At 38.0% G+C, this 15,535-nt stretch carries 12 protein-coding genes and 1 pseudogene; 6 read left to right on the top strand and 7 right to left on the bottom strand.

The window, feature by feature from the left end:
• The first annotated feature begins 152 nt into the window (after positions 1–152).
• The 3 genes from IGK81_RS01765 to IGK81_RS01755 are packed head-to-tail and all read left to right on the top strand — an operon-like array spanning position 153 to position 2,306.
• Complete coding sequence (locus IGK81_RS01765; RefSeq protein ID WP_181914787.1) at positions 153–1,541, top strand: Y-family DNA polymerase; 1,389 nt, start codon at positions 153–155, stop codon at positions 1,539–1,541.
• Positions 1,504–2,001, top strand: a complete 498-nt coding sequence (locus IGK81_RS01760; RefSeq protein WP_034699446.1) for a hypothetical protein — start codon at positions 1,504–1,506, stop codon at positions 1,999–2,001. Before IGK81_RS01765 ends, IGK81_RS01760 begins: the two co-directional genes overlap by 38 nt.
• A 59-nt stretch (positions 2,002–2,060) precedes the next feature.
• On the top strand, positions 2,061–2,306 hold the full coding sequence (locus tag IGK81_RS01755; protein WP_034699443.1) for a hypothetical protein: 246 nt from the start codon (positions 2,061–2,063) through the stop codon (positions 2,304–2,306).
• A gap of 184 nt (positions 2,307–2,490) precedes the next feature.
• Here IGK81_RS01755 and IGK81_RS01750 read toward each other — a convergent pair whose 3' ends face one another.
• The 5 genes from IGK81_RS01750 to IGK81_RS01730 all read right to left on the bottom strand — a co-directional run bounded on the left by IGK81_RS01750 (position 2,491) and on the right by IGK81_RS01730 (position 10,156).
• Positions 2,491–4,071, bottom strand: a complete 1,581-nt coding sequence (locus tag IGK81_RS01750; protein ID WP_034699441.1) for a family 78 glycoside hydrolase catalytic domain — start codon at positions 4,069–4,071, stop codon at positions 2,491–2,493.
• An 18-nt stretch (positions 4,072–4,089) separates the two neighbouring features.
• Positions 4,090–5,421 carry an MFS transporter gene (locus tag IGK81_RS01745; RefSeq protein ID WP_431393517.1) on the bottom strand — a complete coding sequence of 444 codons (1,332 nt, stop codon included), beginning with the start codon at positions 5,419–5,421 and terminating at the stop codon, positions 4,090–4,092.
• A gap of 302 nt (positions 5,422–5,723) precedes the next feature.
• Positions 5,724–6,695 (bottom strand): AraC family transcriptional regulator, encoded by a 972-nt coding sequence (locus IGK81_RS01740; RefSeq protein ID WP_034699439.1) that lies wholly within the window; start codon positions 6,693–6,695, stop codon positions 5,724–5,726.
• Positions 6,696–6,806: 111 nt separating this feature from the next.
• Positions 6,807–8,147 (bottom strand): MFS transporter, encoded by a 1,341-nt coding sequence (locus IGK81_RS01735; protein ID WP_034699437.1) that lies wholly within the window; start codon positions 8,145–8,147, stop codon positions 6,807–6,809.
• 17 nt (positions 8,148–8,164) lie between these two features.
• A complete protein-coding gene (locus IGK81_RS01730) occupies positions 8,165–10,156 on the bottom strand; it encodes an amylo-alpha-1,6-glucosidase (protein WP_034699434.1) in 1,992 nt (663 codons plus the stop codon).
• Between the two features lie 462 nt (positions 10,157–10,618).
• Between IGK81_RS01730 and IGK81_RS01725 the strand changes: the two genes are divergently transcribed.
• On the top strand, positions 10,619–11,599 hold the full coding sequence (locus tag IGK81_RS01725; RefSeq protein WP_034699431.1) for an AraC family transcriptional regulator: 981 nt from the start codon (positions 10,619–10,621) through the stop codon (positions 11,597–11,599).
• Positions 11,600–11,765: 166 nt separating this feature from the next.
• Here the strand turns inward: IGK81_RS01725 and IGK81_RS01720 are convergent, their stop codons facing one another.
• Positions 11,766–13,145, bottom strand: coding sequence for an FAD-dependent oxidoreductase (locus IGK81_RS01720; protein ID WP_010720192.1), 1,380 nt, complete (start codon positions 13,143–13,145; stop codon positions 11,766–11,768).
• 459 nt (positions 13,146–13,604) lie between these two features.
• Between IGK81_RS01720 and mazE the strand changes: the two genes are divergently transcribed.
• Positions 13,605–13,835 carry a type II toxin-antitoxin system PemI/MazE family antitoxin gene (gene mazE, locus IGK81_RS01715; protein ID WP_034699428.1) on the top strand — a complete coding sequence of 77 codons (231 nt, stop codon included), beginning with the start codon at positions 13,605–13,607 and terminating at the stop codon, positions 13,833–13,835.
• Positions 13,835–14,177 (top strand): annotated as a pseudogene (locus tag IGK81_RS01710) (type II toxin-antitoxin system PemK/MazF family toxin). Before mazE ends, IGK81_RS01710 begins: the two are co-directional and overlap by 1 nt.
• Positions 14,178–14,340: 163 nt before the next feature.
• On the opposite strand, the gene IGK81_RS01705 reads toward IGK81_RS01710, so the two are convergent.
• The gene (locus tag IGK81_RS01705; protein ID WP_034699425.1) at positions 14,341–15,507 is read right to left on the bottom strand and encodes a pyridoxal phosphate-dependent aminotransferase; all 1,167 of its coding nucleotides are present in this window, start codon (positions 15,505–15,507) and stop codon (positions 14,341–14,343) included.
• Positions 15,508–15,535: the final 28 nt, after the last annotated feature.

Raw genomic sequence — 15,535 nt, 5'->3', positions numbered from 1 at the left:
AATTTAATTTTGCTTCAGATACTACCCATTTCTCTAAACGATAAAAAGACAAAAATCTTCTTCTCCACTGTTTTTTTACCCATTCCATCACGTTTTTTTCATTGACACAAAACACGAACATGTGTTCTAATCAATAAGAAGAGGTGACGAATATGATTCGAAATCAAAATCCAGTCTTTGATTACACAAAAGAACCTTCGAGAGATATTCTTTGCATCGATTGTAAGTCGTTTTATGCTTCTGTTGAGTGTGCCGAACGTCATTTAGATCCTCTAACAACCAAACTCGTCGTCATGTCCTATCCGTCAGGGAAAACCGATGAACGTGGGAGTGGCTTGATCTTAGCTGCTAGTCCAGCCGCAAAAAAAGCCTATCATATTACAAATATCAGTCGAGCAAGAGATTTACCCTTTCCCTATCCCGACGATCTTTATATGGTCCCTCCACGAATGGCTTACTACATGAAAAAAAATACCGAGATCAATGCTATTTATAAAAAGTACGTGGATGAAGAGAATCACCATGTCTATTCTGTCGATGAAAGCTTTCTTGATGTCACCAACAGTTTGAAACTTTTTAAAGTCAAAAGTGCTTGGGATCTAGCTGAAATCATCTATCAGGATGTCTACCAACAAACAGGAATCCATACAACTATTGGGATTGGTGATAATCCACTACTAGCTAAGTTAGCGTTGGATAACGGTTCTAAAGGAAAAGAGCGAAAGGCCGAATGGCGCTATGCAGATGTGGCAAACAACGTTTGGCGTATTCCTTCTCTCACCGATTTTTGGGGAATTGGACATCGGACAGCCAAACGGCTCAAACGACTGGGGATTCATTCTGTTCATGATTTAGCTCATGCGGATTATTACCAACTAAAAGAAAAATTTGGAGTGATTGGCACCCAGCTTTTTGCCCATGCTTGGGGAATTGATCGAAGCTTTTTGGGAGAAGACTATACCCCCAAATCAAAAAGTATTGGGAATAGTCAAATTTTGAATCGTGATTATACAAGGCGTGAAGAACTTGAAATCGTTCTTAAAGAAATGGCTGATCAAGTCGGAACTCGTCTGCGGCGTGAACATGCGAAAGCGCAAGTTGTTAGCTTGTGGATGGGCTACTCTTTAGGTTATCGAGATCGTCTAGGGAAAACTGGATTTCATCAACAACTAAAAGTTGAGCCGACAAATTCTAGTCATGAACTCAGTCTCATTTTATTGAATCTTTTTCGTAAACATTACCAGCATCAAGACATTCGCAGTGTCGGTGTCAACTGCTCCAAACTAATTTACACAGACAGTCTGCAATTGAATCTATTTACAGATCCCGATGAACAAGTCAACGATGCCAAAATCGATTTTGTCGTTGATCGTATTCGCCAAAAATATGGGTTCAGTGCAATTGTCCATGCCCATAGCTTATTAGAAGGTGGCCGTGCGATCGCAAGGAGTTCACTCGTTGGCGGACACGCTGGTGGTCATGCCGGTATTGAAGGTGAGGGCTATGCGTCGAACAAAAAAAGAATTTCTCGACTACAATGAATACCGAGATCGCCCATTCGGATTAAAATGGGGCACCGCATTCGCTATGGAAGAGCTAGTCACTGGGATCAAAAAAAATGAAGCGTGGGCAGTGAGAGAGATTCGTCCGTTGGAACAAATGTCTCGAGAAGAAATGGATAGTGTTTTATTAGAGGCTTTTCTTTACCATAAAAAAGTAAGTCTGCAATTAAATACCAAGGATGAATTTGGCCGCTACTTAGAAAGCATCGAGGGTTTCTTTACTGGTGAAGCTTATCACGACTATTTTATCCTTGAAGAACAGACCGTTCACTGGTGTGACGTCCGACATGTTCAAATAAAACAGGAAGATAAGTGGTTTGATGTTTCCTATTTTCCCCAGTCAGTCACACAACATGAAACGTTAAGTAACCGAAGTCTTAACGAAGAGATCGTTCCGATCAAAGATGAATTTTACCAAAGTTTTCCTGAAGAAGAGTAGCGTTTTGCCATTGATCAGCATAAAATGCCTATTTCACTAAACTAGAAAGAAGTGATTTTTTGAAAACAGTCCATCAACATTTTGAAACGATCGCTATCACTGCGTTTATTGCCAAACAAGAAATCATTGTCCGCTGCAAGGATAACAACTCTTATCGAGGATTTGTCCAACGAGACATGACAGAAAAAGGATTTTCCTTAGATGAGCAATTGATTCATTGGGTGGACATCGTTGAAATCCAATTGACCGATCAATACTTTCACTTTTGGGAAGATATTTTACATCTAAAGGAACCGACATCCTAACAAAGCCATATAATTGGAACACCTAATCCTATTATATGGAACGCATGGACTCCCCCCAAAAAACGTACAAGTCTTCTCGTAAGTGATAAACCTTTGCTTATGTCTAGGATGAATCAGTGAATCATTACTTAACGATCCAACTGTCTTTTTTTCAGTTGACAATGTAAAGTAACTGACTGCTTTTTCAATTTAGATATTTTTCGATCAAGTACGCTGGCGTACAGCTCCACGCATGGCAATAACTACTGATGATCGGGCTGCCATAAGGAGAAAAATCTGGTTCTTCTGGTTTAAAAGCTTCCCAAAAAGTGTCTGCTCCCAGCTGAATCATTTTGCCCCAATAGTTTTTCATTAACTGGATAGCTTCTTCTTGAAGTCCAGCTACAAATAACGCTTCGACTACATGATGATACATATAAGGTGTAGCAATCCCTGTGATCGGAAAATGATGCGCAATCATCGTCTCCAAAATTTCTCGATTCATTGGTTGATCAAAGACCTCTGCTAAAACCATCCAAACTTGACTCGCCACATTGATTTCTCCGGTTGTTTCAATAATAAACTGCTTTTGTTCTTCATCAAATAATTGTTGCTTCGCAAACGCAATCAGTTTCTCTGTTGTTTCTTGGTAATGACTCAGTTGTGGATCTTTCACTTGTTCTGCCAACTGGTTGAATCGTTTCATCGCATAGATCAACACTGCTTGCCCTGCTGTACTCTTTTCAAACTCATTCGACCAGTCGATAAATACTGGCCACTCTTCTAACAAATTCAGGCGTCCCTCTTCATCGACACATGTCAGTGCTAGTTCCATCTGCTTTTTCGCTACTGGATATAAATCCTGCAAGACAACTGAATCTTTCGTCTGTTGATAAAAATCAGCTAAGATCACTGCAAAAAACAAACTATAGTCGAATAAAAACGTATCATCTGGTGTCAATTGCGGGGCTGTGAAAACATTGGCTGGAATCTTCCCTTCACTGGTCGTCATCCCACCAAATAAATAAAGGCAACGTTTCGTTAAAGCTAAATCACCGAAAGTCGCATAATTCGCTAACGCTTGTAAACGTAAATCACCAATCCATAATCGGCGATCTCGTTTGGGCCCATCTTCAAAGACTTCTTGCATGCAATCAAATAATGTTTTAACAGAAACTTGGTAGATGGAAGCAAGTTCTTCATCAGCAATCACAGGCTTTGGTAATTGGTCGAGTGACACACAACTTTCTGCGATAAAAAGCGGATCAGAAAAACTAGCTTGCCACTTGGGTGAAGTATCCAACACCTTTAGCTCAATATAACGACAGCTATATCTTCTTGGTAATTCTAAACGTGCCGGCAAAACATCAAGATGAATAAATTCTTCTTGGATCCAAGACCTTGACAACCAACCATCATACGCACTAGAATCTGCCGCAAGTTCAGCGGGTACTTCCGCAAATTTCAGTTGTAAATATAAAGGGGCATCCATTGGCGAACCAACCGAGTCAATGGACAGACTAAAATGCCCAACATAATGATCCCCTAAATCTAAGATAATCGCTTCATCCCTTTTTAAGGTATAATCAGCTAGTTGTTTGATTTCTTTGTCACTGTTAATTGCTGAATACCCATTCAAACCATGTGGGTCTTCAACGACTTCAGTGATTGCTACTGGTTCGATCTTCGTTTTCAAAAGCTTTGGTACATGTTGTTGTGCTTTGGCCAGCAGTGTCTCGTCTTTCTTCCAACGCACATCTTGATTGATTTGAAAAGTAAATGCCATCTTGCTTTCTCCTCTTCTTTACTTGGTGAACGATGCAGTCATTTTTCCTTCAGCCAGCTCTTTATCCACCGGATCAATCACTGGGTATTTTTTCTGTAGACGCATCATGATTACTCCAGCAATTGTTGCTACTAAAACGATTCCCGCAAAGCCAAACATAGACGTCTGGATACGATCAGGAGCAACTAAGTAAGGGGTAACAAAAGCAAATAATCCACAACACATTCTTGAAAAACCATTGATGAACCCTTGAAGTGAAGCTCGTGTTTCTGCTGGGAAAGATTCTTGTGTCCACACTTTGTAGATTGCCTCTCCGGCTAGTGGATTCCCAAAATTATAAAAAGCAATTGTGATCGCTAATGCAATAAATCCTGCACCGCCACCGATCAATGCCATGCCTAACATTGCGCCAAATTGAACGACTGCCCCAATAAAGAAAGCTTTGTTTCTAAATTTACCACCTGCAACAGAGGCAAATGCAATCGTTGTTGCTAAAGAAATCACATTCAACCCGATCCCTAATCCTGTAGCTTGTGCTTGACTAGCTCCGGCATTTGTCAAAGCATAGGTTTGAAATTGTCCCCAAGTATTCGCTAAGAGGTTCCAACACACATAAAAAATCAAGATAGCGGCGAAAAAGCCAAGGTATTTTTGTTTGTTTTCCCCAAATAGTACTGTCTTGAAAGAAACTTCTTTCGAGTCGCTTGTCACTTTGGTCATTGCTTGTCGAGCAGCTCCGGCTTCATGAAATTGTCTAAACTTAGGTGAAAGTGTTCGCCATAACCAAGTGATCACTGCAAACGTAAATAAGATGGCAAAAACAATTCTTGCTCCTAACACACCTTCGATTCCCGATAAAAGAAACGAACAGATGTAAGAAATGAATATCCCCACTTGCCAAAAAATCTGTGTGGAAGAAATCAAACGAGCAGAAGTATGCTCATCAGGTGCATCATGAGAAACAACGGTCAAACTTAATGGTAAGTCTGCTCCAGATGCTACGCCCATGATAATCACGCCTAATAGGAGCATTGGGAAACTTGTGGCTAGAATACAGACCTCAGCTCCGATCGCGTAAAACAAATTGATCCAGTTAAATGAACGGATCAAGCCAAATGCTTTTGATATCTGTCCAGTAAACAGCGATCCGAAAGCGATTGCAAAAGTTAGCCCGCCAGAAACGATCCCGACTTGTCCAGTTGTCAGCTCTAGTCCCTTTTGCCAAACGGGAATCGTCGCTGAGAGTCCAACAATACAGCCAGATCCAAGCATGGAGCCAATTCCAGCAGCGACAGCTAGAGGCGAATACTCTTTGACCGTGGTAGTAGTTGATGCCTGTTGTTTCTTCATAAAAAACACTCCTTAAAATAAGTTTTATAAGTTCGAACAGTTAGAATTGTAAACGTATGAATTACTCAGGACTATAGCAAAAAAAGTGTTCTTTTTATCCAAATCACATTCGTATGCTTCAGCGAATCAAACAAGCGATTCTTTTTCGAACATTCAGGAAATGAAAAGAAGGTTCACACTTATCCAATACATTTGGAATACGCTTTCGTTAATCTTCGCTTTTCATTGCCAGTTCATGATTGGTCAAATCTTTTTTACAGATCACCTGAGAAAAAGGACTCGTTGCATCACAACTGCCTATTCTATTTTTTTAACAGACTATCTTTGAGTTCTTTAGGTGTCAGTTCTGTGTATTTTCCGACTAATTTATACAAAGAAGCAAGAGTTTCAAAACCAAGTTCATACGAGATTTCTTCAAAAGTTTTATTCGTTTCTCTCATCAACTCGATCATCGTTTTATAACGCAAAGAATTGACCAATTCTTGGAAAGAACTCCCTGTTTCTTTTTTCAATTTATTACTTAAATAATTTGCATTATAACCAAAATGTTTCGCTAGATTTTTCAGTGTCAGTTTTCGAAAATGAAGATCGATATATCGTAAAATCTCTAATAATTCCTGATTCTCACGTTGCGTAACATATTCTTCTAAATCACGGGTAAGTTCGATCAATAGTAAAGACAATCTCAGATTCAGTGCCCGCATATAATAGTCTTGTTTGTTGTAATATTCCAAAATCATTTTGTGCAATAACCCTTGCACTTCTAAGTTATCACCACAATGAAAATGGATAAATTCATCATGTTTTCCTTTTTCCTGCGAAGCATTTAATAGAAATTCATTGACCAATCCACGTGACTTCACCATATTGATCACGATGTCAGTCGTAATCGATTCCCCTTTCAATAAAATATTAATCAAAAGGTCTTCCTCTTCTAAAGGATCGATACGCTGAACGATTTCTTTGTCTAATAACAGCAATTCACCTTCTTTCAAGTGAATTTTCTTATCGTTGACATATTGGACACATGAACCAGACAACATATAGTTAAATTCAACAAATTCATGCGTATGTGCAGGCATTTCAGCGTAACGATGATGTTTATTGATAAAGATATTACCCTCTTTGAAAAATTGGTTTTTGGGCATTTTAGGTACTGCGACTGTCTCATAGGGCAACTGTTGGTCATTGATATTTTGACCATCAATTTGTTGTCGACACTCAATTTCGTTATTTTCCATCAAAAATGTTTTTAGTTGCTCAAAGGTAAACACTGGCATCCTCCCCTTTTTCTTCATTTTCAGTTAGCTTTTCGTCAATAGCAACCAGATCTTTTAGGTAATTAGGTAACTATCTTTCAGTCTAACGAACGAAAAAGCAGCAAATCAACCAATGGAAGGTTTTTCCTTAGTCGTAACAAATAAATAATTCGCTGGATAACCGATTTGGAAAACACTGAGCGTGATTAGGTAAAAAACAAGTGGTACTACAAAAGTAGAGAAAATAATGCCAAATGACGCGCTAGATAATTGCGCCTGATTCGCTACATATCCTGTATAGCTCAAGACAAATCCTGGGATAGCTCCACCAATCGCCATCGCAAACTTCATGATAAAAGAATTCAACGAAGCGATCAGCGCTGCTGTTTCAATTCCCAACTCGTGTTTTATTTGATCCACGTTATCAGCAGATAAACTATATTGCAAAGTATTGGTTAGCCCTAAGCCAACTTGGACAGCAAGATAAGCCCCTAAGAAAATCATTTTCGATTGATGCATGCCGATCATCACGATCATCGCTAAACAGAGTAAAGATAATGCGCCAACATATACTTTTTTCTTCCCCCATCGCTTAGATAAACTAGGAACCAACACACCTGCTCCTAAAGCACCAAACAGTCCTAAAAAACTAGCGAAACTTAGCAATTTTGTGTCATTCAAAATATAGTTCAAATAATACAAAAGCGATCCACTAAAGATATTGCTTGCGGCGGTAATAAAAAGCATACTGATAAATAGGGTCATCACTGGTCGAATTTTTAAGATAGCAAGCGCTTCTTTATAAGAATAGCCGCGCTCTTGCGATAATTCAGCGGGCTCTTCATTCCCTCTTTCTTTCAGTGCTAATGTACCAAAAATCGTGAAGAACAAGACGACTAGTACCGTTCCGACAATCAACAAGGTATACCCAGAAAGCCCATTATTGTAAGCGGAAAGGATCAACGGTGCCAAAATATTCAAACAAGTAGGTCCTACTGTATACGACACACCTTTTATGGACGACAAGATGTTTCGATCGGCTTCTTGATCGGTTAATACGGGGATCAAACTATTTAATGGGATATCCATTAAATCAAAAGTGATACCTAATAAAATATAAGAAATATAGATAACGACGATTTTTTGACTAGTAAAAAGTAACGGTGCAAACCAAACAAGTAAATAGTTGATACAACAAATTACTGTTCCCAGCACCAAAATCGGGCGATATTTGCCAAAGCGTGTCACTGGGAAACGATCGATCAAAAAACCTAATAAAGGATCACTGAAACCATCAAGTAGTCTGGAGACCAGAAAAAGCGTACTAACTACAGCAGGATTAATGCCAATTACATCGGTATAAAAAATCAAAAGGTACGTATTCAACAACGTCATCACTGGGATATTTCCGAGATTTGTTAAAGCAAAACCAATTTTTTCCTTTACACTGATTCGTGTTTGTTGCATTTCAATCCTCTCCTTTTTCAAATCAGTTGTTTGCTCTTAGTTGTTTCAAGGGAGATATCATAATTTTTTCCTGGCTCTAAATGAACCTCTTGCTGGTTGATACGGAGAATCCCTCCTTCTCGTGTCGTTGAAATGCGTAACTGTTCTTGTTCTTTATTAATTGTGACAAGTCCATTTTTGATTGGTATTTGCATGTTTAGACTTTCAAAGGCATCTAGATTAGGTTCAACGACGAAAGTTTGATATCCTGGTGAAAGTGGTCGGACACCTGCGAAATATCTGCCTAATAGATAGATTGGGCTTGCTCCCCAAGCATGGCATAAGCTTTTGCCAAAAGGATCCCCATACATTTCATACACTTGTTCGCCCGTTTCCTCAGGGATATATTCTTCCCAGAATGTCACTGCCCCTCTTTCAACCATTCCGCCCCAGTAATCACAGATGATTTGATACACTTGGTCTGTTTGACCCATTTTACATAGAGCATCTTGCTCGAAAAATTTGAAATAAGGTGTCGTGATCTGGGTAATTTCAGGGTTTAACAATACATGGGTTAAAATCTGTTCTTTCTTTTCTTGTTCCACTAAATCGAATAAAATGGCAAAAATATTGGCATGACGAGTTACGTGGCGCTTTTTCGATTCATAGGAATCAATAAATGCCTGCTTTTCTTCGTCCCAGAAATAGCTCATGACGTTTTCTTTTAGTTGTTGATACTTCTGTTCATAGTCATCTACTTCACCCAAAACAGCTCCACAAGTCATCATCGTTTGGTAAGCTTTAAGCAATAGAATTTGTTCTGCTGCCAAGGTTCCTTCTCGATCCATCTCCGTCCAATCAATAAACAACCAATCTTTTTCTCGCCCATAAATAAAGCCAAGTTCATTCGTTTGTGCTTGGAGATAGTCCATCATCGTCTTCATCTTAGGATAGATTTGTTTCAAGAAAACCGTGTCGCCCGTCATTAAATAGTGATTCTCAACAGCGATGATCCATAAAATCGAGTAGTCAACGATCGTATTCATATGTTGCTTGATTTCATTTTGCCCACGAAGCGCTAACATCGTTCGAGTATTGATTTCTTCATCGAAAAAGAGGTATTGATTGATAAAATAGCTTTGGTAAGCATCGCCTGACCAGATCCACCGATCTCGCTTGATCCCATCGATAAAGAACAACCCGCTACATAGGGTAAATGTTTCCACAGATACTTCCCAAATCTTATTTAAAAGGACATTGTCTGAAGAAAAAGCAGCATGATTGGTTAAAGGAAGGGATTCATGGATCGCCTCGATCTCAATTTCCTCCTTCGCAACATTTGGAACAAACAAATAGCGAAAAGCGCGCTTTCTTGGGATTGTTTCAACAGTAGCTGCTTTTTCCTTGTAATAGCACATCTCCACATCCAATGCTTCTGATGCAGATTCACCGTAGCAAATCATGATCGGTTGCCCATGTGTCATTTTTTTGATTGCCAGTGTTCCGTAAACCGCACGACCATAATCGATCAATACCCCATCATTCTGTTCGTTGATTGAAACAGGTGTAACCACTTTTTTTTCAAAATAGACATGATTTGGATCGTTTGCTTTATCCAAATAAAGTGAGCTCCAACCAGCTGGTAGTTCTTCAATAAAGTTACTTGCTCGCCAACCTAAATCACTCTTAATAACCTCTCCTTCGACAAAGACAGCGGGTAATCCAGTTGCGTTGCCTACAAAAATCCTGATTTTATTCTTTCCAGGCTGACAATTGATTGTTTCTTTAAGTGGATACTTTTTCCCATTCACTTCCACATAGCCAATCCCTGTTGCATAAACAATAAAAGAAGTTGGTTCTGTCAGTTCGTAGTAACGTTTGAATTTCACATTTTTATGACAATCATCAACGTTCCAATAAGCAGGCCAGTCATAACCTCTTTCTTCTCTTGAAAAATTTTGTAATAATCCTTGTCTGATTTCAAAATCTCCTGGGTACCATAACCATCTTGTTTGTTTTTCACTATTCATCTTCCACACTCCTTGGTTTTGGATCGTAGCAATGGTAATCATGCACGATTCTTTTTTCTCATTGTCAATAACTGATAGTCTAAGCCTTTTGAACACATTGATTAATAACAAATGAAACAGCCCCGTACGTCTCACCCAAACTAGCGAAAGTTAAGCCAAATGAACACATTTGTTTAGTCATTTTGATAGCTCACTCTACTTCAAAAATAAAGTTAGAGATTTCCATTTTGTACTTTCCATCACTTAAAAAAACAGAAACAGCCGTTATCAATCAACAGCTAAAAGATTTAAGTTCTCCTTCCTAAACACTTATGCTTTTTCTCCCTCTACATATTAACCGCTTTCATATTCAGGGAACAATTTCCAAAATCCAGAATGTTTATATCAAATCTACAGGTTTTTTGGTTAAGAAGTTGTGTTACATTAATAGCAAGGTAAGATGACCATCAAGAGGTGAAGTTCATGGAGAAATGGATCGCAGAGTTATTCAAAGAAACGGAAATCGAAAAATTGCAAAAAAAATCAGGTAAAAATATTAATACGATGAACCTCAACTATCATCGTTCGATCGTTCCAGAAATTCCTAAAAGTAAGTTCTTTGAGTTTGGATCAATCGCAATTAACAAACATCCAAGATTTTCTTACACACCCGCGCATACCCATCATTTTATTGAGTTGAATTTTTTATTCAATGGGCAGTGCACCCAGCGTTTGAACGGTGACGTTTTTCATTTAGAAAAAGGACAGTTACTTCTGTTAGATAGTAAGGTTATCCAACAAATCGATTATGTAGGAGCAGAGGATATCTTGATCAATTTCCTCCTTGATATTCCAGCTATTCAAAATATTCTATTGCCTAATCTACCAAAATCCAATAATCTAATCACAGATTTTTTCTTTCAAGCAACCCGTTCGCCTACTGAACATACTAGTTATATCCTACTAGACTTATCAATGAGTCCCTTAGCGTATCAGCTAATTAAAAGTCTGATGATGACCACTTATCAAAAAGAGTCTGTGCATAAGCAACTTTTGCTGAATTTATTATTTTCTTCACTGATGGTAGAAAGCGCCCAAGCACCAGTGATTATCACGAATAAAAAAACGATTCGTAATGAGCCGCTGATTCAAATCTTAGATTATATCAATGATCACTATGCAGAAATCACCTTACAGCAATTAGGAGAAACTTTTGGCTATAACAAAAACTATTTAAGCAACTTGTTAAAAAATAAAACCGGTAGTAGTTTCCAAGAGTTGATCGATCAAAAACGCTTATCTGAAGCAAAGCGACTCATGCTAGAAACAAACGATAGTTTAAGTACGATTGCCTTAAAAATCGGCTATAAAAGTGTCCCTTCGATTTTCAAACTTTTCCAAAAAGAAACCGGAAAAACACCTGATTATTTCCGAAAAAAAACGGATGTAAAAAGAGTAGTTTAAACATGAATGGTGCATCTTACTAATTCTAGCTGTAAAATAGTAAATAAAAGTTATTAACACAAAAAAATAACAAAAACCGCCTGAAACAATTGAAGTGTTTCAGGCGGTTCATTTATATTTTACGTAAAATACAACATGTCTAATGAATGTCTCTAATTGTTTGATTTTATTCTACAAATGGTTCTTCTCCCAATGCTTGTTGCGCGGCTAGATTGATCATATTCCATTGGCGATCAAAACCTGGTTGGAAGAAAAAGTCAGCTTCTGCTAAATCTTCAATCGTCAGTTTTTGTTGGATCGCTAGCGCTAGTACGTTGCCTTGAGCAGTCACATCATAAGTAGATAAAACAGCTCCGCCAAGGACTTGATGTGTCATTGGGTCAAAGAATAATTGGATTGAAACTTTCGTGTTCCCATATTCTTCAGGTACATATTTAGGACGAATAGTATCTTCATAATAAGCTGTGCGAATGGCTACGCCTGCTTTTCCTGCTGTAAAACTATTCAAACCACTAGCTGCAAAGTGATAATCAAAAACACTTAATGCCGAAGAACCTACAACGCCTCCAAATGGTTGGCTTGGTGTATCCTCAAATAGATGTTTGACTACATATCGTGCTTCTCTTCTTGCCACTGTTGCTAGTGCAATCGGCATTTTTGAGCGGGCAGGTATCGAATAAGCAAGGGTTGCATCCCCTACTGCATACACATCAGGTAAATTGGTTTGCAAATATTCATCGGTAACGATCCAACCACGATCATCTAAATCTACGACTCCTTTTAGCCATTCCGTATTCGCTTTGACTCCAGCTGCTTGAATCACAAGATCTGTCGCGATTTCTTCATCTGCTGTTTGAATCGCAGCGACTTGTTGTTCACCAGTGAAAGCAGTGATTTTCGCACCCGTCACGACTTTGATACCCTTTTCTTTTAAATGTTCGGTTAAAATATCCGTCATTTCCGGATCTAAATAAGTGCCTAATGGTCGATCAATCACGTCTAATAACGTCACTTCTTTCCCTGCTTTTTGAAAAGCTTCAGCGGCTTCGATCCCGATATAGCCTGCACCGATAACAGCTACATTTTTGATTGCTGGATCAGTTAATTTATCTTTGATTCTAGTAGCCCAATCGTACCCACGCATCAAATAAACGTTCTCTAAATCTGTTCCTGGTACTGGCAATGAATTTGGTTTTACTCCTGAGCTTAAGATCAATTTATCATATTCATACTCTTTGGTACTCTTATCTAAGATACTAGTCACCGTTACTGTCTTTTGGTCTGCATGAATCGCTTTTACTTCATGATTGTTTAAAATGTGAACATTGGGTTGTGGAAAGTTTTCTGGTCTGAAATTTCGTACATCATTAACATCTGTCACTTGGTCCTCTAAATATAATTCCATGCCACATGACATGAACGAAACATAATCCCCTGCTTCAAATAAGGTGATATCGACATTTTCACCATATCTAGATAGCAATTCTAAAATCGATTGATGTCCGCCATGAGATGCGCCGACAATAATAACCTTTGTTTTCTCCATTGATGAAACCTCCTTGTTCAATTATTTAGAATAACTCTAAACAATTCAAACATAACACTCGATTTTTTATAAATCAAAAGAAATGCCCAAATATTGGACAGAAAAAACAAGACTTTCTCTATTAAGTTTTTGACTTAAATGTTTATCAACTTTTTTTTAGATTGCAATATTTTTTATAAGAAATAACCGTACAGAAAAATAAAACGGTTATGCTATTATTTGTCAATTATATCACTTGACTTAACTTGTAAAATTTATATAAAAGACATTTTCCATACTAATAAAGTTAGTTGGTACTATAGACCTCCTCAACCATGAAATTAGAAAAAAAAACATACCAAAAATAATAATTGTACAAAAAAGATCGTTTCAGGACACTTAACATTTATAAATAAATATAGGAAAAAATTTTCGTTACTTAATGTTGTATAGTACTATAAGAGTAAAGAGGTGGTATATGTGCTCATTACAAAATCTAGATTACAAGGTGGTTCTGTAGTAATTACTCTACCATCTGACAATGGTAAAAAACCTTCAGAAAATCAAGAATATATTGTTGTCTACTCTGAAGATGGGACAATCACATTAGTTCCTAAAATCGAAGATCCATTTAGTGCTGGACAAGAAGCTGAGTATTACGAAAAAGATGAATGGAAAGACTTAACTCCTAAAGGGGGAGAAATTTTATAGTGCCTAAAGCTAGAAATTATATTCCTAAAAAAGGGGATATTGTTTGGATCGATTTTGATCCATCCACAGGCAAAGAAATTCAAAAAGAGAAGACCAGGCTTGGTTGTATCTCGTTATGAATTTAATTGCACAACAATGTTTGCAATAATCTATCCAATTACTTCTACTATAAAAAATCTACCGACACGCTATTCGCTTCCCAAAGATTTAAATACAAAGGGACAAGTACTTATTTCTCAATTAAAATCACTTGATTTCAAGGAAAGAAAACTCAAAAAGGTCGAAAATTTACCTTTACAAGATATGGCTAAAATTGATCAGATTATCCAGTATATATTTTAAGCACCTTAAATTGGATCATAATCTTTCGTTATGCCAAATAAAACTAAAAAATGTACACCATTAAAAAAGAAAAATGACAAATGTTCCTCTTTCAATCAACAAAGCAAACAAAAAATGAAAAACTTCGTTCAATAAAATGAACGTAGCTTTTCATTTTTTTTGATTATATATCAGCTAAAAAAAGGCGAATCCGTTGGCAAGCTTCCGTAAGTTCTGCCAAACTACTTGCATAAGAAATCCGAATATAGCCTTCACCCTCTGGTCCAAAAGCTGAACCAGGGATACAGGCGACTCTGCCTTGTTCTGCTAACTGTAAGCAAAACTCCCAAGAATTCAAGGTAACTTCTTTTGGCAGTTTACAAAACAGGTAAAAGGCGCCATCAGGTGGTATGACTTCAAACCCTAACTCACTTAATTGACCTAAAAGATAATCTCTTCTCTTCGCATACTGTTCTTTCATTTTTTCCCCATCATACATTCCGGTAGTAAGTGCCTCAACCGCAGCTTTTTGAGCCATTGTGGTGGCTGAAGTGACTAAATATTGATGGACTTTGATGATTTCATCAATCACATATTTTTGAGCAAAAATAAAGCCGATCCGCCAGCCGGTCATCGCATGAGATTTGGATAAACCGCTAATCACAATTGTTTGCTCCGGAAGATAAGACGCTGGCGAGACATGGTCTCCGACATAATTCAACTCTGCATAGACTTCATCGCTGATCACGAAGACCGATCGTTGTTTGATGACTTCAGCTAATTTTGCCATTTGTTCTGAAGTTAACAGTGTTCCTGTTGGATTGCTTGGATAGTTCAAGATAATTGCTTTGATCGAGTCGCCATAAGTAGCAAAGGCTGCTTCTAACTGTTCTGGTTGGCAAATAAAGCCTGTTTCTGACGTATCGATCGTGATCAATTCCGCTCCAGCAAGATCCACTATCGGCTGATAGCCAGGATAAGCAGGCGCAGGAATCAATACTTTGTCGCCTTCTTCTAAAATCGCTAGTAAAGAAGCAGCGATTGCTTCTGTGGCACCAACTGTCGTTAGTACTTCAGTTTGAGGATCGTATACCAACCCATAACGTTCTTTTTGAAATAAACAAGCAGCTTCACAAAGTTCGGGTAGTCCCCTCATCCCCGTATAATGGGAATAATTTTCTTCAATAGCAGTGATCCCCGCCTGTTTAACATGTTCGGGTGTTGGAAAATCAGGCTCTCCTAAGGTTAACTTGATGACATCGGGGATAGCAGAAATTTGTTGGTCAAAACTTCTGATTTGTGACACTGCTATTTTTGCAAGCCTGTGATTAAAACGATTGGTTAAATTCATGTGGTTTTCTCCTTTTTATCACTTCTTT

Origin of the sequence: Enterococcus sp. DIV0703 (genome assembly GCF_051711065.1) — a bacterium.
In the GTDB taxonomy this organism is placed as follows: Bacteria; Bacillota; Bacilli; order Lactobacillales; family Enterococcaceae; genus Enterococcus_B; species Enterococcus_B hirae.
Note: the sequence above shows the minus strand (reverse complement) of the source record. Positions and strands in the feature narration are given on the sequence as shown.